The 24,614-nt window shown below is 64.7% G+C and carries 4 protein-coding genes; all 4 read left to right on the forward strand.

What is annotated here, in order from left to right:
• The first annotated feature begins 27 nt into the window (after positions 1 to 27).
• The 4 genes from FDZ84_RS26460 to FDZ84_RS26475 all read left to right on the forward strand — a co-directional run bounded on the left by FDZ84_RS26460 (position 28) and on the right by FDZ84_RS26475 (position 24,603).
• Positions 28 to 7,020 (forward strand): hypothetical protein, encoded by a 6,993-nt coding sequence (locus FDZ84_RS26460; protein WP_168588079.1) that lies wholly within the window; start codon positions 28 to 30, stop codon positions 7,018 to 7,020.
• Positions 7,021 to 7,421: 401 nt separating this feature from the next.
• A complete protein-coding gene (locus tag FDZ84_RS26465; RefSeq protein WP_168588080.1) occupies positions 7,422 to 11,165 on the forward strand; it encodes a hypothetical protein in 3,744 nt (1,247 codons plus the stop codon).
• Positions 11,166 to 11,200: 35 nt separating this feature from the next.
• The gene (locus FDZ84_RS26470) at positions 11,201 to 12,382 is read left to right on the forward strand and encodes a hypothetical protein (RefSeq protein ID WP_210435120.1); all 1,182 of its coding nucleotides are present in this window, start codon (positions 11,201 to 11,203) and stop codon (positions 12,380 to 12,382) included.
• Between the two features lie 2,075 nt (positions 12,383 to 14,457).
• Positions 14,458 to 24,603, forward strand: a complete 10,146-nt coding sequence (locus FDZ84_RS26475) for a hypothetical protein (RefSeq protein ID WP_168588082.1) — start codon at positions 14,458 to 14,460, stop codon at positions 24,601 to 24,603.
• The last annotated feature ends 11 nt before the right edge of the window (positions 24,604 to 24,614 follow it).

Consider the following 24,614-nt stretch of genomic DNA (forward strand, 5'->3'; position numbering starts at 1 on the left):
GATGGGTGGGCGGAGTCGGCGGATGGCGTGTTTGAAACGCCTGAGGCCTTCGCAGCGCGGGTGCTGAGGGACGAGCGTTTTGTGCCGGGTGTGCCGGTGGCGTTTTTGGCTTGTGGTGCGTTGCGGCAGCCGCCGGGAGGAGGGGACTCGTTTGCGAAACTGTTCGAGGACGCGTCTGGTGTGGAGTGGATGTGGGCCACCGAGGCCGACGTGTGGCAGACCGCTGATGGTTTGATTCACGCTACGGAAACGGTTGTGACGCAGGATGGTCGTATATTTCCGGTGTTTGACAATAACAAGGGAACCGGCCAGTGGTCCCTGCGTAATCGCGGCACGGAGGTAGGTGCGCTTGGTTCGGAGTTGCGGACGGCGGTCAACGACTTCCACCGTGATCGCGGCAGGCAGGTGGAGGCGCGTGGTTCGGAGTTGCGGACGGCGGTCAACGACTCGGCCGTGCCGCGTCATCCGGAAGGAGCACACTCGGCCCCGGTATTCAAGTGGGCGGGCACCCCAGGACCAAGCGGGACCAGCAGGACTGCGGGAAACGAGGAAAGGAATGAAAGAAAGAGGACGAGGTGGGCTCGCGACAAGGAGAAGCAGGCTGCCCTGGTCGCGGATGGGCGGGCGTTGCTGGAGAAGCTCACGACTCGGCAGGCGGAATTAAAGGCGTTGCCGGAGCTGGACGCGGAGCAGGCGGAGGAGTGGAATGCGTTGCCGGGGCGTATCGCCGAGGTGCAGGCGAATGTGGCCGCGGTGGAGCAAAAGGAGGCGGACCGGAAGGCAAAGAATGCGGCAGCGGAGAAGAGGAGGTACGAACGCACGAAGAGGGGAACGAATGAGCTGGTCGAGGGTGGGACGGTGTTGCTGGAAGAGCTTATGGTTCAGAGGGCGCCGTTGGCGGTGTTGGCGGAGTTGACGGTGCTGGATACGGATCAGAGGGCGGAGTTGGAGGAGTTGGATGCGAGTATCGAGGAGGTGCGGAATGAGTTGGCCACGATTGCGAACGAGGAGCAGGATCGGAAGGCAAGGCATGCGGAAAGTATGAAGAAGCAAAGGGACCGCAAGAAGAGGGGGCAGGCGGATGCGCTGGCGTCGCTGGCGGCGGCTCGGGCTGGCCGAGCTAAGTTGGAGGAGTTGCCGGGGTTTAAGGAGGTTCTGCAGTTGGATCCGGATATGTTGCCGGAGTTCTATAAGGAGCCCCGGCGTCAGTGGGAGGCGTTGCAGCGGGAGGAAGCGGCGGCGTTGGAGGTGCTGCACGAACATGAGCGGATGCACAACCAGGTGAACGCACAAATGCGTAAGTTCAAGGACCGCTATAAGGATGAGTGGGCGCAGGAGAGTAAGTCGCTGAGGGAGCTCATGGCTCGGCAGGCGAAGTTGGAGGTGTTGACGGCGCGTGATGAGACTGAGACTCGGGGGGAGGAGTTGGCGGAGTTGGAGGGGTTGCCGGGGCGTATCGCGGAGGTGCAAGCGAAGTTGCCCGCGATTGCGAAACTGGAGGCGGAGCGGAAGGCAAAGAATGCGGAAAAGGAGGAGAAGAGAAGGGCCCGCAAGAAGGCGAATACGTTGCTGGCGACGTTCAGGACTCGGCGGGAGGAGTTGGTGGAGTCGGGTGCGGGTCAGGTGACAGAGTTGGAGAAGGTGCAGGGGAGTATCGCGGCCCTGGAGGCGGAGTTGGCCGCGATTGAGAACGACGATATGGGCAGCGGCGCAACAGCCAGGGGAAACGGGGGTGCGGATCGGGAGCCGCCAGCCGGGGTTGTTGAGTTGGTGGGGTTGGTTGGGCGTGTGGAGGGGCATTTGTCGGTGTTGCCGAAGAATTTCCGTCCGGATGTGCATGAGCAGGTTGAGCAAGCGTGGGCGATGGCGAAGAAGGGAAGCTGGACCCGGGCGGATCCGGCCCGGATTGATTCGAAGCTGGGGCGGATGCGGGATCTCGAGCGGTGGTTGAGTGAGGTTGTCAGGTCGCCTGGGGTTGTTGAGTTGGAGGGGTTGGTCGGGCGGTTGGAGGGGCATTTGTCGATGGTGCCGGCGGATGTCCTTCTGGATGTGCGTGCCGGTGTTGTGAAAGCGAAGGCGATGGCGCGGCAGGGAAGCTGGACCCCGAAGGACCGGGCCTGGATTGATTCGAAGCTGGCGGGGATGCGGAAGGGCGAGCAGTGGTTGGCCGAGGTTGTCAGCTCGCCTGGGGTTGTTGAGTTCGTGGGGTTGGTTGAGCGGTTGGAAGGGCATTTGTCGGTGTTGTCGGCGGGTTTCCGTCCGGATGTGCGTGCCGGGGTCGCGCAAGCGAAGGCGATGGCGCAGAAGGGGAACTGGACCCCCGAGGAGCTGAGCTTGATTGCCTCGAACCTGGGGCGGATGCGGAAGCTCGAGCGGTGGTTGCGTCTGGAGCCGGTTGTGTTCGGAGTTCATCCCGACGTGGTGAAGTTGGCCAGCGGTTTGCGGGGTGTGCAGGTGGTGGGTGTGCATGTGACGCCGGATGGGCAGGCGCAGTCGGCGGATGACGTGTTGGAAACACCTGAGGACTTCGCGGAGCGGGTGCTGAGGGACGAGCGTTTTGTGCCGGGTGTGCCGGTGGCGTTTTTGGCTTGTGGTGCGTTGCGGCAGCCGCCGGGAGGAAAGGACTCGTTTGCGAAACGGTTCGAGGACGCGTCTGGTGTGGAGTTGATGTTGGCGACCGAGGCCGACGTGTGGCAGACCGCTGATGGTTTGATTCACGCTACGGAAACGGTTGTGACGCAGGATGGTCGTATATTTCCGGTGTTTGACAATAACAAGGGAACCGGCTATTGGTCCCTCCGTGAAGGTGGCAGGGAGGTGGGTGCGCTTGGTTCGGAGTTGCGGGCGGCGGTCAACGACTTCCACCGTGATCGCGGCAGGCAGGTGGAGGTGCGTGGTTCGGAGTTGCGGACGGCGGTCAACGACTCGGCCGTGCCGAGTGATTCGGAAGGAGCACCCCCAGCCCCGGTATTCAAGTGGGCGGGCACCCCAGGACCAAGCGGGACCAGCAGGACTGCGGAAAACGAGGAAAGGAATAATAGAAAGGGGACGAGGTGGGCTCGCTACAAGGAGAAGCAGGCTGCCCTGGTCGCGGATGGGCGGGCGTTGCTGGAGAAGCTCACGACTCGGCAGGCGGAATTGAAGAAGGCGTTGCCGGGGCTGGACGAGGAGCAGGTGAAGGAGTGGGATGCGTTGCCGGGGCGTATCGCCGAGGTGCAGGCGAATGTGGCCGCGGTGGAGCAAAAGGAGGCGGACCGGAAGGCAAGGAATGCGGCATCGGAGAAGAGGAGGTACAAACGTACGAAGAGGGAACAGGATGAGCTGGTCGATGCTCGGAAGGTGTTGCTGGAACAGCTTATGGTTAAGAGGGCGCCGTTGGCGGTGTTGGCGGAGTTGACGGTGCTGGATACGGATCAGAGGGCGGAGTTGGAGAAGTTGGATGCGAGTATCGAGGAGGTGCGGAATGAGTTGGCCACGATTGCGAACGAGGAGCAGGACCGGAAGGAAAAGAATGCGGAAAGAGTGAGGAAGCAAAGGGCCCGCAAAAAGAGGGGGCAGGCGGATGCGCTGGCGTCGCTGGCGGCGGCTGAGGCTGGCCGAGCTAAATTGAAGGAGTTGCCGGGGTTTACGGAGGTTCTGCAGGCGGATCCGGCTACGTTGCCGGAGTTCGATAGGGAGGACCGGCGTCGGTGGGAGGCGTGGCAGCGGGAGGAAGCGGCGGCGCTGGAGGTGCTGCACGACCATGAGCGGATGCGCAAGCGCAACCGGGGGGCCGCACGAATGCGTAAGTCCGAGGACCGCTATAAGGATGAGTGGGCGCAGGAGAGTAAGTCGCTGAGGGAGCTCATGGCTCGGCAGGCGCAGTTGGAGACGTTGATGGCGCGTGATGAAACTTGGGGGGAGGAGTTGGCGGAGTTGGCGGGGTTGCCGGGGCGTATCGCGGAGGTGCAAGCGAAGTTGCCCGCGATTGCGAAACTGGAGGCAGAGCGGAAGGCAAAAAATGCGGAAAAGGAGAAGAAGAGTCAGGCCCGCAGGAAGGCGAATACGTTGCTGGCGACGCTCAAGGCTCAGCGGGCGAAGTTGGTGGAGTCGGATTCGGTTCAGGGGCCGGAGTGGGAGGAGGTGCAGGGGAGTATCGCGGCCCTGGAGGCGGAGTTGGCCGCGATTGAGAACGACGATACGGGCAGCGGCGCAACGGCCAGGGGAAACGGGGGTGCGGATCGGGAGGCGCCGGCTGGGGTTGTTGAGTTGGTGGGGTTGGTTGGGCGTGTGGAGGGGCATTTGTCGGTGTTGCCGGCGGGTTTCCGTCCGGATTTGCATGTGCAGGTTGAGGAAGCGTGGGCGATGGCGAAGAAGGGAAGCTGGACCCGGGCGGATCCGGCCCGGATTGATTCGCAACTGGAGCGGATGTGGAAGATCGAGCGGTGGTTGGGTGCGGTTGTCAGCTCGCCTGGGGTTGTTGAGTTGGAGGGGTTGGTCGGGCGTGCGGAGGAACATTTGTCGATGGTGCCGGCGGATGTCCTTCTGGATGTGCGTGCCGGTGTTGTGAAAGCGAAGGCGATGGCGCGGCAGGGGAGCTGGACCCCAAAGGACCGGGCCTGGATTGATTCGAAGCTGGCGGGGATGCGGAAGGGCGAGCGGTGGTTGGCCGAGGTTGTCAGCTCGCCTGGGGTTGTTGAGTTCGTGGGGTTGGTTGAGCGGTTGGAGGGGCATTTGTCGGTGTTGCCGGCGGATTTCCGTCCGGATGTGCGTGCCGGGGTCGTGCAAGCGAAGGCGATGGCGAAGAAGGGGAACTGGACCCCCGAGGAGCTGAGCTTGATTGCCTCGAACCTGGGGCGGATGCGGAAGCTCGAGCGGTGGTTGCGTCTGGAGCCGGTTGTGTTCGGAGTTCATCCCGACGTGGTGAAGTTGGCCAGCGGTTTGCGGGGTGTGCAGGTGGTGGGTGTGCATGTGACGCCGGATGGGCAGGCGCAGTCGGCGGATGACGTGTTGGAAACACCTGAGGATTTCGCGGCGCGGGTGCTCAGTGACGAGCGTTTTGTGCCGGGTGTGCCGGTGGCGTTTTTGGGTTGTGGTGCGTTGCGGCAGCCGCCGGGAGGAGGGGACTCGTTTGCGAAACGGTTCGAGGACGCGTCTGGTGTGAAGTTGATGTTGGCGACCGAGGCCGACGTGTGGCATACCGATGATGGTTTGATTCACGCGACGGAAACGGGTGTGACGCAGGATGGTCGTATATTTCCGGTGTTTGACAATAACAAGGGAACCGGCTATTGGTCCCTCCGTGAAGGTGGCAGGGAGGTGGGTGCGCTTGGTTCGGAGTTGCGGGCGGCGGTCAACGACTTCCACCGTGATCGCGGCAGGCAGGTGGAGGCGCGTGGTTCGGAGTTGCGGACGGCGGTCAACGACTCGGCTGTGCCGCGTCATCCGGAAGGAGCACCCCCGGCCCCGGTATTCAAGTGGGCGGGCAGCCCAGGACCAAGCGGGACCAGCAGGACTGCGGGAAACGAGGAAAGGAATGCAAGAGATAGGAAGAGGAGGGCTCGCAAGAAAGCGGAGGAGGCTGCCCTGGTCGCGGATGGGCGGGCGTTGCTGGAGAAGCTCACGACTCGGCAGGCGGAATTAAAGGCGTTGCCGGGGCTGGACGAGGAGCAGGCGGAGGAGTGGAATGCGTTGCCGGGGCGTATCGCCGAGGTGCAGGCGAATGTGGCCGCGGTGGAGCAAAAGGAGGCGGACCAGAAGGCAAGGAATTTGGCATCGCAGAAGAGGAGGTACAAACGTACGAAGAGGGAACAGGATGAGCTGGTCGATGCTCGGAAGGAGTTGCTGGAACAGCTTATGGTTCAGAGGGCGCCGTTGGCGGAGTTGGCGGAGTTGACGGTGCTGGATACGAATCAGAGGGCGGAGTTGGAGGAGTTGGATGCGAGTATCGAGGAGGTGCGGAATGAGTTGGCCACGATTGCGAACGAGGAGAAGGACCGGAAGGAAAAGAATGCGGAAAATATGAGGAGGTATAGGGACCGCAAGAATAGGGGTCTGGCGGATGCGCGGGCGTCGCTGGCGGCGGCTCGGGCTGGCCGAGCTAAGTTGGAGGAATTGCCGGGGTTTACGGAGGTTCTGCAGTTGGATCCGGATACGTTGCCGGAGTTCTATAAGGAGCCCCGGCGTCAGTGGGAGGCGTTGCAGCGGGAGGAAGCGGCGGCGCTGGAGTTGCTGCACGAACATGAGCGGATGCGCAACCAGGGGGTCGCACGAATGCGTAAGTTCGAGGACCGCTATAAGGATGAGTGGGCGCAGGAGAGTAAGTCGCTGAGGGAGCTCATGGCTCGGCAGGCGCAGTTGGAGACGTTGATGGCGCGTAACGAGACTCGGGGGAGGAGTTGGCGGAGTTGGCGGGGTTGCCGGGGCGTATCGCGGAGGTGCAAGCGAAGTTGCCCGCGATTGCGAAACTGGAGGCGGAGCGGAAGGCAAAGAATGCGGAAAACGACAAGAAGAATAGGGCCCGCAAGAAGGCGAATACGTCGCTGGCGACGCTCAAGGCTCAGCGGGCGAAGTTGGTGGAGTCGGTTGACGTTCACGGGGCAGAGTGGGCGAAGGTGCAGGGGAGTATCGCGGCCCTGGAGGCGGAGTTGGCCGCGATTGAGAACGACGATACGGGCAGCGGCGCAACGGCCAGGGGAAACGGGGGTGCGGATCGGGAGGCGCCGGCTGGGGTTGTTGAGTTGGTGGGGTTGGTTGGGCGTGTGGAGGGGCATTTGTCGGTGTTGCCGGCGGGTTTCCGTCCGGATTTGCATGGCCACGTTGAGGAAGCGTGGGCGATGGCGAAGAAGGGGAGCTGGACCCCGGCGGATCGGGCCCGGATTGATTCGAAGTTGGCGGGGATGCGGGAGCTCGAGCGGTGGTTGGGTGCGGTTGTCAGGTCGCCTGGGGTTGTTGAGTTGGAGGGGTTGGTCGGGCGTGCGGAGGAACATTTGTCGATGGTGCCGGCGGATGTCCTTCTGGATGTGCGTGCCGGTGTTGTGAAAGCGAAGGCGATGGCGCGGCAGGGGAGCTGGACCCCGGAGGACCGGGCCTGGATTGATTCGAAGCTGGCGGGGATGCGGAAGGGCGAGCGGTGGTTGGCCGAGGTTGTCAGCTCGCCTGAGGTTGTTGAGTTCGTGGGGCTGGTTGAGCGGTTGGAGGGGCATTTGTCGGTGTTGCCGGCGGATTTCCGTCCGGATGTGCGTGCCGGGGTCGTGCAAGCGAAGGCGATGGCGAAGAAGGGGAACTGGACCCCCGAGGAGCTGAGCTTGATTGCCTCGAACCTGGGGCGGATGCGGAAGCTCGAGCGGTGGTTGCGTCTGGAGCCGGTTGTGTTCGGAGTTGATCCCGGCGTGGTGAAGCTGGCCAGCGGTTTGCGGGGTGTGCAGGTGGTGGGTGTGCATGTGACGCCGGATGGGCAGGCGCAGTCGGCGGATGACGTGTTGGAAACACCTGAGGACTTCGCGGCGCGGGTGCTCAGTGACGAGCGTTTTGTGCCGGGTGTGCCGGTGGCGTTTTTGGGTTGTGGTGCGTTGCGGCAGCCGCCGGGAGGAGAGGACTCGTTTGCGAAACGGTTCGAGGACGCGTCTGGTGTGAAGTTGATGCTGGCGACCGAGGCCGACGTGTGGCATACCGATGATGGTTTGATTCACGCTACGGAAACGGCTGTGACGCAGGATGGTCGTATATTTCCGGTGTTTGACAATAACAAGGGAACCGGCTATTGGTCCCTCCGTAATCGCGGCAGGGAGGTAGGTGCGCTTGGTTCGGAGTTGCGGACGGCGGTCAACGACTTCCACCGTGATCGCGGCAGGCAGGTGGAGGCGCGTGGTTCGGAGTTGCGGACGGCGGTCAACGACACGCCCGTGCCGCGTCATCCGGAAGGAGCACCCCCGGCCCCGGTATTCAAGTGGGCGGGCACACCAGGACCCAGCCGCAGCAGGACTGCGGAAAACGAGGAAGGGAATGCAAGAGGGAGGACGAGGTGGGCTCGCGACAAGGAGAAGCAGGCTGCCCTGGTCGCGGATGGGCGGGCGTTGCTGGAGCAGCTCACGACTCGGCAGGCGGAATTAAAGGCGTTGCCGGGGCTGGATGCGGAGCAGGCGGAGGAGTGGAATGCGTTGCCGGGGCGTATCGCCGAGGTGCAGGCGAATGTGGCCGCGGTGGAGCAAAAGGAGGCGGACCGGAAGGCAAGGAATCTGGCATCGCACAAGAGGAAGTACGGACGCACGAAGAGGGAAACGAATGAGCTGGTCGAGTTGCTGGAACAGCTTATGGTTCAGAGGGCGCCGTTGGCGGTGTTGGCGGAGTTGACGGTGCTGGATACGGATCAGAGGGCGGAGTTGGAGGAGTGGGATGCGAGTATCGAGGAGGTGCGGAATGAGTTGGCCACGATTGCGAACGAGGAGCAGGACCGGAAGGAAAAGAATGCGGAAAGAATGAGGAAGCAAAGGGCCCGCAAAAAGAGGGGGCAGGCGGATGCGCGGGCGTCGCTGGCGGCGGCTGAGGCTGGCCGAGCTAAGTTGGAGGAGTTGCCGGGGTTTACGGAGGTTCTGCAGGCGGATCCGGCTACGTTGCCGGACTTCTATAAGGAGCCCCGGCGTCAGTGGGAGGCGTTGCAGCGGGAGGAAGCGGCGGCGTTGGAGGTGCTGCACGACCATGAGCGGATGCGCGACCAGGTTGCCGTACGAAAGCGTAAGTTCAGGGACCGCTATAAGGATGAGTGGGCGCAGGAGAGTAAGTCGCTGAGGGAGCTCATGGCTCGGCAGGCGCAGTTGGAGACGTTGACGGCGCGTGATGAGACTCGGGGGGAGGAGTTGGCGGAGTTGGCGGGGTTGCCGGGGCGTATCGCGGAGGTGCAAGCGAAGTTGTCCGCTATTGCGAAACTGGAGGCGGAGCGGAAGGCAAATAATGCGGAAAAGGTGAAGAAGCATAGGGCCCGCAAGAAGGCGAATACGTCGCTGGCGACGCTCAGGACTCAGCGGGCGAAGTTGGTGGAGTCGGTTGACGTTCACGGGGAAGAGTGGGAGAAGGTGCAGGGGAGTATCGAGGCCGTGGAGGCGGAGTTGGCCGCGATTGAGAACGACGATACGGGCAGCGGCGCAACGGCCAGGGGAAACGGGGGTGCGGATCGGGAGCCGCCGGCTGGGGTTGTTGAGTTGGTGGGGTTGGTTGGGCGTGTTGAGGGGCATTTGTCGGTGTTGCCGACGGGTTTCCGTCCGGATTTGCATGGCCACGTTGAGGAAGCGTGGGCGATGGCGGAGCAGGGGAGCTGGACCCCGGAGGATCGGGCCTGGATTGATTCGCAACTGGAGCGGATGCGGGATCTCGAGCGGTGGTTGGGTGAGGTTGTCAGGTCGCCTGGGGTTGTTGAGTTGGAGGGGTTGGTCGGGCGTGTGGAGGGGCATTTGTCGATGGTGCCGGCGGATGTCCTTCTGGATGTGCGTGCCGGTGTTGTGAAAGCGAAGGCGATGGCGCGGCAGGGAAGCTGGACCCCGAAGGACCGGGCCTGGATTGATTCGAAGCTGGCGGGGATGCGGAAGGGCGAGCAGTGGTTGGCCGAGGTTGTCAGCTCGCCTGGGGTTGTTGAGTTCGTGGGGTTGGTTGAGCGGTTGGAAGGGCATTTGTCGGTGTTGTCGGCGGGTTTCCGTCCGGATGTGCGTGCCGGGGTCGTGCAAGCGAAGGCGATGGCGAAGAAGGGGAACTGGACCCCCGAGGAGCTGAGCTTGATTGCCTCGAACCTGGGGCGGATGCGGAAGCTCGAGCGGTGGTTGCGTCTGGAGCCGGTTGTGTTCGGAGTTCATCCCGACGTGGTGAAGTTGGCTAGCGGTTTGCGGGGTGTGCAGGTGGTGGGTGTGCATGTGACGCCGGATGATGGGCAGGCGGAGTTGGCGGCTGGCGTGTCTGAAACACCTGAGGACTTCGCGGAGCGGGTGCTGGGGGACGAGCGTTTTGTGCCGGGTGTGCCGGTGGCGTTTTTGGGTTGTGGTGCGTTGCGGCAGCCGCCGGGAGGAGAGGGCTCGTTTGCGAAACGGTTCGAGGACGCGTCTGGTGTGGAGTTGATGTTGGCGACCGAGGCCGACGTGTGGCAGACCGCTGATGGTTTGATTCACGCTACGGAAACGGTTGTGACGCAGGATGGTCGTATATTTCCGGTGTTTGACAATAACAAGGGAACCGGCTATTGGTCCCTGCGTAATCGCGGCACGGAGGTAGGTGCGCTTGGTTCGGAGTTGCGGACGGCGGTCAACGACTTCCACCGTTATCGCGGCAGGCAGGTGGATGCGCGTGGTTCGGAGTTGCGGACGGCGGTCAACGACTCGGCCGTGCCGCGTCATCCGGAAGGAGCACCCCCGGCCCCGGTATACAAGTGGGCGGGCACACGAGGACGAAGCCGGACCATCAGGCCTGCGAAAAACGAGGAAAGGAATGAAAAAGAGAGGGCGAGGAGGGCTCGCAACAAGGAGGAGGAGAAGAAGGAGGCTGCGCGGGTTGCGGAGTTGGAGGCGTTTGTGGAGCGGGCTAACTCTGGTCAGGCTTCGTTGGCGGCGTCGCAGGAGCCGGATGCGACTGAGCCGAGGCAATGGGGGGAGCTGCAGCGGGAGGTACAGGATGCGCAGGCGGAGCTGAAGAAGATCGCGGACGACCGGACGGCCAGGAGGGCAAAGCGTGCAGGTTATCAGAAAAGCTACGAGGAAAGGAAGAAGCGGAAGGTTGCGGATGCGGAGGAGTTGCTGGCGGCGGCTCGGGCTGGCCGAACTAAGTTGGAGGAGTTGCCGGGGTTTACGGCGGTTCTGGAGGCGAATCCGGTTAGGTTGCCGGAGTCCCTTAAGAAGTCCCGGAGTAAGTGGGAGGCGTTGCTCGAGGATGAAGCGGCCTCGCAGGAGGTGCTGCAGAAACACGAGCGAACGCGCAACCAGCGGAACGCACGCAACACTAGAAGCAACAAACGCTACCAGGATGAGTGGGCGCAGGAGAGTCAGTCGCTGAGGGAGCTCATGGCTCGGCAGGCGGAGTTGGAGGCGTTGACGGCGCGTAACGAGACTCGGGGGAGGAGTTGGAGGAGTTGGAGGAGTTGCCGGGGCGTATCGCGGAGGTGCAAGCAAAGTTGCCCGCGATTGCGAAACTGGAGGCGGAGCGGAAGGTAAAGAATGCGGAAATAGAGAAGAAGAATAAGGCCCGCATGAAGGCGAATACGTTGCTGGCGACGCTCATGACTCAGCGGGCGAAGTTGGAGGAGTCGGGTGCGGTTCCGGGGACAGAGTGGGAGAAGGTGGAGGGGAGTATCGCGGCCGTGGAGGCGGAGTTGGCCGCGATTGAGAACGACGATATGGGGAGCGGCGCAACGGCCAGGGGAAATGAGGGTGCGGATCGGGAGGCGCCGGCTGGGGTTGTTGAGTTGGTGGGGTTGGTTGGGCGTGTGGAGGGGCATTTGTCGTTGTTCCCGGAGGATTTCCGTCCGGATTTGCATGACCAGGTTGAGAAAGCGTGGGCGATGGCGAAGAAGGGGAGCTGGACCCGGGGGGATCCGCCCCGGATTGATTCGAAGCTGGCGGGGATACGGGAGCTCGAGCGGTGGTTGAGTGAGGTTGTTAGGTCGCCTGGGGTTGTTGAGTTGGTGGGGTTGGTTGGGCGTTTGGAGGGGCATTTGTCGAAGTTGCCGGCGGGTTTCCGTCCGGATGTGCGTGCCATGGTCGCGCAAGCGAGGGCGATGGCGCAGCAGGGGAGCTGGACACCGGAGGATCGGAGGCTGGCGGGGATGCGGAAGGTCGAGCGGTGGTTGGCCGAGGTTGTCAGCTCGCCTGGGGTTGTTGAGTTCGTGGGGTTGGTTGGGCGTTTGGAGGGGCATTTGTCGAAGTTGCCGGCGGGTTTCCGTCCGGATGTGCGTGCCGGGGTCGCACAAGCGAAGGCGATGGCGCAAAAGGGGAACTGGACCCCGGAGGAGCTGCTCTTGATTAATTCGCAACTGGAGCGGATGCGGGAGCGCGAGCGGTGGTTGGATGAGGTTGTTAGGTCGTCTGGGGTTGTTGAGTTGGGGGGGTTGGTCGAGCGTGTGGAGGGGCATTTGTCGGTGTTGCCGGCGGATGTCCTTCTGGATGTGCGTGCCATGGTCGTGCAAGCGAGGGCGATGGCGCAGCAGGGGAGCTGGACACCGGAGGATCGGAGGCTGGCGGGGATGCGGAAGGTCGAGCGGTGGTTGGCCGAGGTTGTCAGCTCGCCTGGGGTTGTTGAGTTCGTGGGGTTGGTTGAGCGGTTGGAAGGGCATTTGTCGGTGTTGTCGGCGGGTTTCCGTCCGGATGTGCGTGCCGGGGTCGTGCAAGCGAGGGCGATGGCGCAGAAGGGGAACTGGACCCGGAGGAGCTGAGCTTGATTGCCTCGAACCTGGGGTGGATGCGGAAGTTCGAGCGGTGGTTGCGTCTGGAGCCGGTTGTGTTCGGGGGCGAAAATGATGATCTCGGGTTGGTTGCGCGGGCGGTGGAGTTGGCCAGCGGTTTGCGGGGTGTGCAGGTGGTGGGTGTGCATGTGACGCCGGATGGGTGGGCGGAGTCGGCGGATGGCGTGTTTGAAACGCCTGAGGCCTTCGCAGCGCGGGTGCTGAGGGACGAGCGTTTTGTGCCGGGTGTGCCGGTGGCGTTTTTGGCTTGTGGTGCGTTGCGGCAGCCGCCGGGAGGAGGGGACTCGTTTGCGAAACTGTTCGAGGACGCGTCTGGTGTGGAGTGGATGTGGGCCACCGAGGCCGACGTGTGGCAGACCGCTGATGCTGCGATTCACGCTACGGAAACGGCTGCGACGCAGGATGGTCTTATGTTTCCGGTGTTTGACAATGGCAAGGGAACCGGCTATTGGTCCCTCCGTTATCGCGGCAGCGAGGTGGCGCGTGGTTCGGAGTTGCGGGCGGCGGTCAACGCTCGGCAGGCGGCGTGGAAGGCGTTGCCGGAGCTGCGCGGCAGGGAGGTGGAGGCGCGTGGTTCGGAGTTGCGGGCGGCGGTCAACGACTGGGCTGTGCCGAGTCATACGGAAGGAGCACACTCGGCCCCGGTGTTCAGGTGGGCGGGCACACCAAGACCAAGCCGGACCAGCAGGACTGCGGAAGAGCAGGCACAGCATGCCGCAGAAGAGGGGGCGCCGTTCACGGAGTTGACGGTGCCGGATACGGATCAGAGGGCGGAGTGGGATGCGATTATCGAGGGGGTGCGGAAGGAGTTGGCCACGATTGCGAACAAGGAGCAGCACCAGAGGGCAATGAGGAAATCTAGGGCCCGCAAGAAGAGGAAGCTTATGGCTCAGCGGGCGGGGTTGGTGGGGCGTGTAGAGGAGCATTTGACGGCGTTGCCGGCGGATTTCCCTCCGGATGTGCGTGCCGGGGTCGCGGCGGTGAGGGATGCGGTGCAGCAGGAGGGTTGGACTCAAGAGGAATTGCAGCGGATCGGGCCGAAGCTGGATGCGATGCGGACGGCGTTCGAGGAGTATTTGCGGAATTTTCAGTTGCAAGAGGAGATTCCGGCGGGGATTATGGTGTCGCCGTCGGATTTGGGGGAGGATGTTCGTGTTGTAGCGCGTGATTTGCAGGTTGAGGATGGCGTGTTGGCGGTGGTGGTGGAAGGTGATGGGCTCGGTGGAGTGCTTCTCGGCGGCAAGAGTGCGGATGCCCAGCAGTTGGCTAGATTGATTCGGGGCAGAGCAAGCGGGAAGAGGTCGATCCGGCTGTATGCCCGGGGGGTCTCGGAAGCGTTCGTGCAGGCGTTGGATAGGGCGTTGGGTATTGAGGTGATTTGGACGCCCGACAATGTGTTCGATTTTGAGGTCAATGGGTTTGCCGCTACGGATTCCGGTTGGTACTTGGATGATCTACTCATGATGGTTCCGGGATTCAATGGCACCTGGAATTCGACCCGGAGGGGCGATTCGCCACCAGAACAGCCCCCCTTTGATGTTCCGTTGCCGCCGGTTGTGTCGGCGCCTCATGACAGTGGGGTGTCTGGGCAGGTGTTGGGTGCGGGTGTTGAGGAGATTCCGGCGGGGATTATGGTGTCGCCGTCGGATTTGGGGGAGGATCAGGGGCGCGTTGCGGGATCGTCTGGTGGGGAAGGCGCTTCGTCTGCTGGTGGGCGGGCTGTTGTTGCCGCGACTGTTGACCCTCGCGCTGTGACGTTGAAGAATCTGGGGGGATTGAGCGGTGCGGCCGCATCGCGGTTGAAGAAGCTGGGTGATGAATCCGAGCTCCGTTTCTTGGAGGACGCGTCCAGGAAGTTGGGGTGGCCCCTGAATTCCAATCCGGAATTCGTGAACGTGATGGCCGATTACTTGAGCACGGTGTCTCCTGATTTGCCACCGAGTGAACGCGAGAAGTCTGTCGACGCGTTGTGGGGGGAGCTGGCCGAAATTTCGGCAGCGATAACGGCCGGCAGTACGGTCGCGAGTCCGGAGCAGGATGGGGACATGCCGACGCCGTCCGCTGACGATGCGCGGGCGGAGACCGATGAGGACATGCAGTCGGAGTTCGATGAGGATTACAACGTTCGCGATTCCGATGAGCAACGGTCAGAGGTGCCGGAGCGGTTTCCTTCGTCTGTGTCTGGGCAGGTGTTGGGTGCGGGTGTTGAGGAGATTCCGGCGGGGATTATGGTGTCGCCGTCGGATTTGGGGGAGGATCTCGTTGCTGTAGCGCGTGCTTTGCCGGTTGAGGATGGCGTGTTGGCGGTGGTGGCGAAAGGTGATGGGCACGGTGGAGTGCTTCTCGGCGGCAAGAGTGTGGATGCTCAGCGGTTGGCTAGTTTGATTCAAGGGGGGCTGCGCGGGAAGAGGAAGATCCGGTTGTATGCCTGTGAGGTCTCGGAGGAGTTCGCGACGGCGCTGGATGGGGCGTCGGGTGTTGAGGTGATCTGGACGCGGGGCCTTGTGTGGTTCGGTCCGGATACCAAGGGGTTTTCATCCATGGTCGGTGGCTGGTATTTGGATGAGTACTTCACGTTGCGTCCTGACTTAACGGAGGAGGTCCCGTGGGTTACGACCCGGCCGGAGGCTTGGCCACCGGGGCAGTCCCCGTCTGATGTTTCCTTGCCGCCGGGCCGGCGCGGGTTGAGTCCTCGCTGGGTGCATTTGCGTGCGGAGACGGCGCGGTTCCGGACGGGGCCGCAGCCGGATCTGGCGTGGCTGCGGGAGTCCGGTCAGACCGCGAAGGTGGTTCAGGCTCGCAGTGCGATCACGGCGGCTGATGACCGGCTCACCCAGGTTTACAGCATGGTGGATGCGCCGGTGCCGGAGGAGCCGGCCACGACTGTCACGGCGGCCGGTTCCGCCGAGACCGACGTGTTGGTCAAGGCGGCGACGGATGTCACTACCTCGGCCGCGGCGAGTGTCGAGCGTGCTGCGCGGCAAGCCGGGAAGTGGACGGCCGCGCAGCAAGAGTTGACGGCGGCCACGCAGCGGCAGGGCGAAGTGCGTGCCGAACTCAAGGCGGCAGCGCAGGATCTTGGTGCGGCACAAAAGGACCTGGTTCAGAAGCAGGCGGAGGAGAGGGTGGCCCGGGAGCGGGTGAAGTTGCTGGGAAACGAGGACGAGGACCAGGGGGTTGTGCGGGAGAAGTTGCGTGCCCAGCACGCTGCCGCGGCAGCGCGGGTGAAGACCGCTGAAGCGGCGCTGACCGCTGTGCAGGAGCGGGTTGATCGGCTGGCCAGGGCGGATCGGGAAGCGGGTGAGCATATCGCTGTGGCGGTTGCCCGGGTGGAATCCGAGCGTGGTTTCACTGTGGACGCGGCCAGGACGGCCACCAAGGCGGTGGCTCAGGCCCGTATCGCGGCGGATCGCGCGGATGTGACGGTCCGGCAGGTCGATCTGCCGTCGTATACGGGCGATGGTGCGATGGGCAGCGGGAAGATCTGGAGGCCCGGCGAGATCGATCCGGAGCAGGTTCTTGCGGCGTTGCCGGTCGGTGTGCGCGAGGGCGCCCGGGCGGTGGTCGAGGAGTTGTTCTCCGAGGCCAAGATCGGGGACACGCTGCGGCGTCTTGCCGATGAAGGTATCCGGGTCGAGGTCGATTCCCGTGAGCTGCATGTGAAGTTCGAACGGACCGCGGCGACGCCGGTGCAGGTGCCCAAGGGTGAGGGTTTCACGGAGTGGGGTATTCGCTCGGCCGATGCGAGCCGGACTATCACGCGGGAAGGGGGCCCGCAGTACAGTCTGCCCGCTGGTATCCCGAACATGCTGGGTGCGGCGACCGAAGGGGTGGCTCGTAGCTGGCTGTTGCATCCGTCGGTGCGGCCGTCGTGGGGGACCAACGAGCAACGCAACCTGGTGTCGACGACCGAGTTTTCCCGCGGGATCAACAGCCGGCCCGCGGAGCGGCATAGTATCCAGGTTCCGGAGCGGCATTTCGTCGTCGATGGTCGTTTCGTGATCGATGTGCGGGTGGGGGAGGAGCCGCCGCGGACGTACCGCAGCGACGTGATCCGTGATGTGGCATTGGTGCGTTTTTACGGGGAGGATGTGCCACCGGCGACCATCAACCCGGGCCCGGGTGGGCCGGTGCTGCCTGTGCCCGCTTCCGCCTTGCATGAGGTGTTCGTGGTGCCGCAAGCCGCGGCGGTGCGGCGGATCCGTCAGCGGGTTCTGGCCGGGTTGCCATTGCCGAAGGTGGGTGTGGAAGTCCGTGATGCGGTGTCGCGTGAGTTGGCGGAAGACGCCGCGATCGTGAAGTTCGGGGAGATCACCGGTGGTGGTTACCGGTCGAGCCCGTTGCGGTTGCCGGGTGCGACGCTGAACACGTTGTCGTTGGAGGTGTCCGCGGCACTGCGGTCGGTGCGGCGGGTCGATGACCGTGTTGTGCCGGATGTGAACCTGCGGCAGATCGCCGGCGGTGACACGAAGTCCGACACGAGCGTGGCACAGTCGGCGAGTGCTGAAGCCTCGGCGAGTGTGGGGCCTGCACTGGTCACCGAACTGAAGGAGCAACGACGCGGTCTCGGCGCGTATACGGTGATCACACCGTTCACGGTGTCCGGTGCGGCGGAATCAGGTGAGACGCTGACGCAGGTGGTGGGCACGAGTTCCGGGAAGAAGACCGTCGCGAGCATCGAGGGCGATTCCGTTCTGGTGGAGGCGACGCTGGACATGCGGGTGCAGCGGTATTCCACGGATCCGGCGCTGGAAGGCTCGGATACCGTGGCGGAGAAGGTGTTTTTGTGGATGCCGGTGGAGGAATTCGCGCGGCTGGAGGAGATTTCCGCGGCACACTCCGCTCTGCGGGTCGCCGAGGAGCACGACGGGCCGCACGAACCCCCCGCGGTTCCGGAGAGGCTGCGGCAGAGCCAGAACTTCCGTGACCTGGTGGATCGTGTGCGTCCAGAGGTCACCCGCACGCCGGCCGAAACCGAAACCGAAGCCGTAACCGAAGCCGTAACCGAAGCCGTAACCGAAGCCGTAACCGAAGCCGTAACCGAAGCCGAAGCCGTAACCGAAGCTGAAGCCGGGGGAGGGGATGCCCGGCTGGGAAACGACAGGGCCGAGCAGCTCGCCTTGTCGATCTTGGCTGATTACGGTAAGCGTCCGGAGATCACGATTCCGGTGGGTGGGCGCCGGCAGCCCGACATGCTGGCGGCGGGTAAGAGCACCGGTGGTGGTGTGGTGGATCGGGCGCCGGGGATCGAGCGGGTGCTTCCGGAAGTGCGGCGGTTGCTGCGGGAGTCGGTGGGTGAGGAGCTGGCGTCGCTGGACCATGACCTGCGGTCGGTCGTGGAGAGCTTGTTGTCCTCGGCTTTCGGTGCGCCGGGGTTGTTCCGGGAGTTCAGTGGCGAGTTGCGTGGGGCGACCGAGACGATCCGGGTCGGTGACCGGTTGGTGACGATCGAGGTCAGGCCGCGACTGGGTGCGCTGGTCGGGACCGGTCGGGTGGAGAAGGCCAATGTGGATGTCACCGCGAGGAACGCGATCCGTGGCGAGGGCAAGGCGAAAGCGGGCACGAAGCAGCGGATCGGTGTCGAGTCGGGTGCCACGGTCGGCACCAAACGCAAGGATTTCTGGCGCACCCTGGGTTTCCTCGCCACCGGGTCGGTCCAGTTCTCGCACAGCTATACCGGCACTGTCGGGCAAAGTCACAAGGTCCACCGGCGCGCGAGGTTCGTGGGGCCCGCGGTCACCTTCGACCGGCGGGTGACCTGGTCGATTTCCGTGTCGACGAAGACCATCCCTGCCGAGACCGGGCAGCCGGAGCCGTCTCAGACCGGGCAGCCGGAGCCGCAGGCCGGGCAGCCGGAGCCGTCGCAGGCCGGGCAGCAGGGGTCGCAGGCCGGGCAGTCGGGGTCGTGGTACCGGGGACTGGGGCTGTTGGGGGGGTGGGGGAGGCGGTCTGATGAGGCTGATAGCGGTGGTATCGAGCTTGACACGTTGTCCGGGGATACCGTGACGGCGGGCAGTGACTCGGACAGTGTGGGGAGTTTTGGTGGTGCCTCGGCGTCCAGCAGTGCCACGACGGTCAGTGGTTCCACGGTCGATGGCTGGACGCGGGTGCTGGTTCCGGAGCCGTTGGCACCCATCACCGAGCAGGGTGATCTGAGGAATCTGGGTACGGTCATCAGGGACTTCGACTACGACGACCAGGACGGTAACCCGTTCCAGGTGCATGTGGAGTTCGTGATGCCGCAGGGTGTGGCGACGCCGTCCACGGTGTTGGGTGAGCCTATCGAAGCGATCCTGGAGGACCGTGCGGGTGGGCAGCGGCAGGACTTGACCACGGCTGGTGAGAACTCGCCGGATTCGCTGGAAGCGCAATTCGACCAGTTGGTGTCGCCGGGTGGGGTGGTGATCGCGGGGAGCCGGGTGCGGTTGCGGCTGTTCGATGTTCATCCGGTGGGGACGGCCGCGAAAAAGCTGAATCTGGAAGTGGGTACCGAGGGCGGGCTGAAGCTGGACGGTCAGGAGATGAGGGGCAGAGGTTTCGAGGGGCGTTTGCGTGGTTCGGCGTGGATGTTGTTCGGGGGTAAATCGAGCCGGGCCTATGTGGCTCCGTCGTTGACCGGGCGGGGCAGGTTCGGTGAGGAGGAAGGAGCCACGTTCGGTCGTGGCACCCAACGCCGGCGGGTCGGCCGGACGACCGGGGCCACGCATCTGTACCGGGCGCATGGGGTGTTCGAGATCACCAGCTACGGGGAGTCCGGGGCTGCCGGGAGTACCGAGACGGTCGTGGTCGGTGGTGGTGTGGAGTTCCTGCTGTCCGACATCGTCGCGCAGCGGCTGCGCACCCACCCGGTCCGGGAACCGGCAGCGCAGGGACGGCCCCCGCGGACCCGGCACCTTGAGTTGCCCGCGGGGGTGGAGCCGAAACCGGCACCGGTGACCGAGGTGCGGTATCCGCCGGAGTTCGTGTTCTCCGGTGCCGCGCTGGGCCCGACCCTCGTTACCGAGATCTCCAACGCACACGAGGTCGCTCCGCTGATCAAGAGCATGATCTCCGAGCATGCTCCCGGTTTCCGGTCGGGTCGCTGGCTGGAGGTACCGACCGGGATCGCGGGGTCGGTGGACACACTGGCGTCGGTGAACGCCTTGGCTGCCCGGTTCGGGCAGGAAGCGACGTCCGGGGTGCCGTTGCTGGCGGCCCGGCCGTATCGGGGCGGCACCGAGACGATCGAGTTCGTCATCCGCGCACGGTACGCGCCGGACGCTGTGGCCACCCCGGATAAGGACACCAAGTCCGACACGTCGTTTTTGCATTCCGAGAAACGGGTGCACACCGTGGCCCGGTCGCGGGCCGTCGGCGGCGGCGCGAGCGTGCTCGTGGCCGGTAAGGGCCGCGGGAACCTGCGCCGGGGGGGCGCGCACCCCCAGGTGGGCTACGACAACGAATCGTCACGGATCCAACGCGACTCCGAAAGCGATACGTTCAAGTCGCGGGTGCTGGGGACCGAGGCGATCTCTTACTCCTACACCTGGCCGACGTGGTTCCAGGTGGAGATGTACCGGACGTGGACCCCGAACGCGATGCTGAACACCCTGCTGCTGAACAAGCCGAGGCAGGGTATCGAAATGTGGGCGGCGATGCGGGAGGACACCCGGACCCCGCTCCAGCGGGGGTTCACCAGCGAGGGCACGGCCCGCTACATCATCCCGGGGGGCCTGACCACGACCACGCCGCCGCTCCCCCGCCCGGTGCGTATCGGCGGCCGGCTGGTGCCCGCCGGAGGTGCGCAGCGGCTGGGGCCACTGCCGCAGGATCTGCGGGGGGTGGACGTGATCCCGCTGGCACTGCCCGGAAGCGAGCGGTTGTTCCCGTGGCTGGCCGCGGTGCTGGCGCATCCCGCACCCGAACCAGCCGATGACGCCGACCCGCAGACCTCGGAGGGGTCGATGCGGGCGCCCGCCGGCAACGGCTGGGTCCGCCCGGCCACCCTGCCGGCGCAGATGCTGTGGCAACTCGGCGGGGAAGAAGGCTTGACCGCGATGATGCCGGACCTGCTGGCCGACCCGGTGGTCTTCCCCGCCATGGTCGAGACCGGGATGGTCTGGGACGACGAGCACGGTCTCGCGGTGCGCCTGCGGTTCACCGGGATCGAGTACGTCGACTCTTTCACCGCGACCGGCGAGCTGACCCAGGAACAGAAAACCGAGCAGGAGCTCGTCCAGTCCGAAGGCGGCAAGACCAGCGCGGCTGTGATCGGGCAGGCCACGGTCGATAGCGGCGGACCCGGGGCCAGTGGTGAACACGGCAAGCTCACCGGGGACATGCTCTTTCCCGGCGAGACCAGCACGCTTGATCCCTCGGTCGGGCTATCGGCCACCTGGTCGGACCCGCGCGTCCAGAAATTCACCGGCGGCACTACCCGGGAGGTCACCACCGAGAGGAGAGGCCTCTACCACGTCTACCGGGCTGCCGAGGCGGTCTACACGATCACCGGCCTGACCAAGCGTCGCGTCTTTTCTGCTGCCCTGCCGGGAAAAACGGCCGAGGTCGAGGTGACCATCACCAACGGCGGGTACTTCGCGGTGGAATCCACACAGGCCGCGGCGAAGAACCTGCCCGGACCCCCACCCAAGCCGACCACACCCGCTACCGCACCGGCCCCGGCCGCGGCCCTGGGCCCGGCCGCGCTGCCCGCGGTCTGGACACCCCACACCGGCGATGAGCACGCAGCCGGGCTGCTGCCCAAGATCCGTGGCCACCTGGTGGTCGGGCTGACCGCCTCCGGCGGCACCCTCACCGTGCCCGAACTGGCCGCGCGGATCGAGCAGCTCCCGGGCTGGGCCAGACGGCCGATCGTGCTGGTGGGAACCGACGGATCTTTCGACCTCGCTGATGCGGCCCGGCTGCGCGACACCCTCGGTGTCGACGTGATCGCGGCCGATCACGAGGTCTGGCATGCCGCCGACGGCCGAGTGGTCACCGGCAACTTGTCTTTCGTTCGCGGCGGGGCGCCGACATGGAGCGAACGCGCCGAAGCGATACTCGGCGGCGAGGTCCGCTCCGCCACCGCCGGGCACTGGCACCTGCTGTCGGCCGCGGGCGGCACCCGCCGGCTTCCCGGCGCGGATCTCGTCGCAGCACTGGCCAGTACCGGCACCCCGGCACAAGCGGGAACCGCGCCACGATCCGACTTCCGCTGGGGCGCACGCAGCGCGCCGGTAGCTCTGGCCATCCACGGGGCCACCGACACCGCCGACTACACCACCTGGACCCGCTCGCCGTATCACGCCGCCGCCCGCCCAGAGGGCAGCAAACCACTGCTGGTCCTCGGGCACGACGACACCATCATCCCCAACACCGAGGTCACCACCCTGCGCGACCATACCGGCGCGGACGTGCTGGCACGGGTCAACCGGGGCCGGGGCCCGAAATGGATGCTGCACCGCGCCGACGGCAGCCGGCCACGACCGGTCGACCCCCCCACCGAGGTGACCCCCACACCACGACCGCAACCCCTGCTGTTCGCCGGCCCCGAGGATTCCCCCGCGACGATCGCACAGGCCGCACGGTCGGCACCCCACCTGCCGGCGGACATCCAGCCCGTCGGCGTGCACGTGACACCCGACGGACTCGCGGTGCTGCCCGATGACCGGAAGGTGACACCCGAAGCCTTCGCCGACGAGGTACGACAACACCCGCGTTTCGTCCCGGGACTGACAATCGCACTGCTGGGATGCGCCGCCAACCGACCACCAGAGCCGGGCCAACCCACGTTCGCGCAGCGATTCGCACGAGCACTGCGCACATGGGTGTGGACAACAACCGACGATGTGGTTCAAACCACGGACAAGCGTGTGCACGCCACCCAGGTCACCGTCGCCGGGGACGGCACGTTGCTGCCGCAGTTCAAAAACGGGCAGGGCACCGGCCACTGGGACCTGCTAGACCCCGAAGGCCAACCACTGCGGACGGCCGGACCGGACCTGGCTGCCGCGGTCACACCGGACGGCACCGCCCCGCCGCGCTATCCCGAGGGAACCCACCCAACCCCGGTGATCAGATGGACAGGGAGAAACGGCAAGCGCTCGTACGTGAAGACTGCGGAACAGAAGGAAAAATACTCGGCGACAGAGAGACAACGTTATGCCGCGGATCCCAGCTTTAGGGAGAAAAAGGCTCAGGTACGGCGGGACAGAACAGTGCTCCTGAGGGAGAGGGATGAGCTGGTTCTGGGGGCGGAGGTGTTGCTGGGAGCCGCTCAGGCTCGGCTGGCGGCGTTGCCGGTGGGGGATGGGGCTCGGCAGGCGGTGCTTGGGCGTATTGGAGATCTGCAGGGGGTGTTGGACGACCTGCGGAAGGAGACGAGTGCGCAAATACTTAGAGATGAAGAGGCGGCTCGGGCGTCAGCGGCACAGACCGAGGAGGAACGCGAACAGAGAAGGAAGGAAACCAAAACGGAAAACCAGAGACTTCGCCGGGGGAGGTTAAGCGCTGCCCAGCGAGAGAAAGAGCGCGAGAGGGCGAGGGAATACGACAAACGTTACCGGGCGGGGCTCGGCGATGCCCAGCGAGAGGATCAACAGCGGAACAATCGGGAAATGACTAGGCTCAAGAGGGAGCGGGACAAGCTGATTGACGAGGCGGAGAAGTTGCTGGGGGAAGCTGAGGCTCGGCTGGCGGAAGTTGAGGCTCGGCTGGCGGCGTTGCCATGGTCCGATAAGACTCGACAGGAGGAGCTCGAGCGGGCTCGACAGGAGGAGCTTCGGTGTATCGAGGATCTGCAGGGAGTGTTAGACGACCTGCGGAAGGAGGAAATTCCGGTAATCCGCAGAAAGGAAGCGGAGCTTTGGGCGATCGAGGAGGACTCGGGATCGTCTGATGTGGCGTCCGTCGGTGGGCGTGTTGCTGCGAGCGTGCCGGATGCAGCACAGATGACGGAGAGTGGGGCCCGCGAGAAGGCGGCGTCGGATGAGCAGGCGCGGGCGTCGCTGGCGGACTGGGTTGCGCAGGTGCGGGCGTCGCTGAAGGGGATTAAGTCTCGGCAGGATTGGTTTGCGTTGCAGGATCGGGATTTTGTTCTGCAGTGGGGGCAGGAGTTGCCGACGTTGGATGAGGCTATGCGGGACGAGCGGGAGGAGCTGCAACGGCAGTTAGACGAGATTACGGGGGACGTGGTTGTTGAGTTGAAGAGGTTGGTCGGGCTTCTGGACGGGCATTTGGCTGCGTTGCCCGCGGATTCCCTTCCGAAGGTGCGGGCCCAGTTCGCACTTGCGAAGGCGGCGGCGGAGCAGGGAAGTTGGCCCCTGGAGCAGGTGTACAAGATCGCGTCGAAGCTGGGGGGGATGCTGGAAATGGAGCAGTCTTTGCGGAATTACCGGCTGGGCTTGGCGCGGGACGGCGACTCCAGGCGAGCTATAGATGAGGGAGGGGCCAGGACCGCTCAGGACGGAAGCCGGCCGTGGCCGGTCGACCCGCCCATCGAGGTGACCCACCCGCCACGACCGCAACCGCTGCTGTTCGCCGGGCCCGGTGATTCCGCTGAGACGATCGCACAGGCCGAGCGGTCGGCACCCGACCTGCCGGGCACCCAGCCCGTCGGCGTGCACGTGACACCCGACGGACTGGCGGTGTTGCCCGATGGCCGGAAGGTGACACCCGAAGCCTTCGCCGACGAGGTGCGACAAGACCCGCGTTTCGTCCCGGGACTGACAATCGCGCTGCTGGGATGCGCCGCCAACCGAGAACTTGAGCCGGGTGAATTGACGTTCGCGCAGCGGTTCGCCCGAGCGCTGCGCACATGGGTGTGGACAACAACCGACGATGTGGTTCAAACCAAGGACAAGCGTGTGCACGCCACCCAGGTCACGGTCACCGGGGACGGCACGTTGCTGCCGCGGTTCGAAAACGGGCTGGGCACCGGACACTGGGACCTGCTGGGCTCCGAGGGTGAATCACTGTGGACGGCCGGGCCGGACCTGGGTGCCGCGGTAACGCTGGGCGGCTCGGCGCCGCCGCGCTATCCCGACGGAACCCATCCGACCCCGGTGATCAGATGGACGGGTAGGCCGAAGCTAACCGACGAGCAACGCCAACGCAAAACGGCAAACCAAAGACTTCGCCGGGGGAGGTTAAGCGATGCCCCCAGCGCCCAGCCGGATGACACGGCCCCGGACGCGATGGATCGAAACCCCTGAGCTCGGTTCCG

Origin of the sequence: Saccharopolyspora sp. ASAGF58 (genome assembly GCF_012277335.1) — a bacterium.
Lineage (GTDB): Bacteria > Actinomycetota > Actinomycetes > Mycobacteriales > Pseudonocardiaceae > Saccharopolyspora > Saccharopolyspora hattusasensis.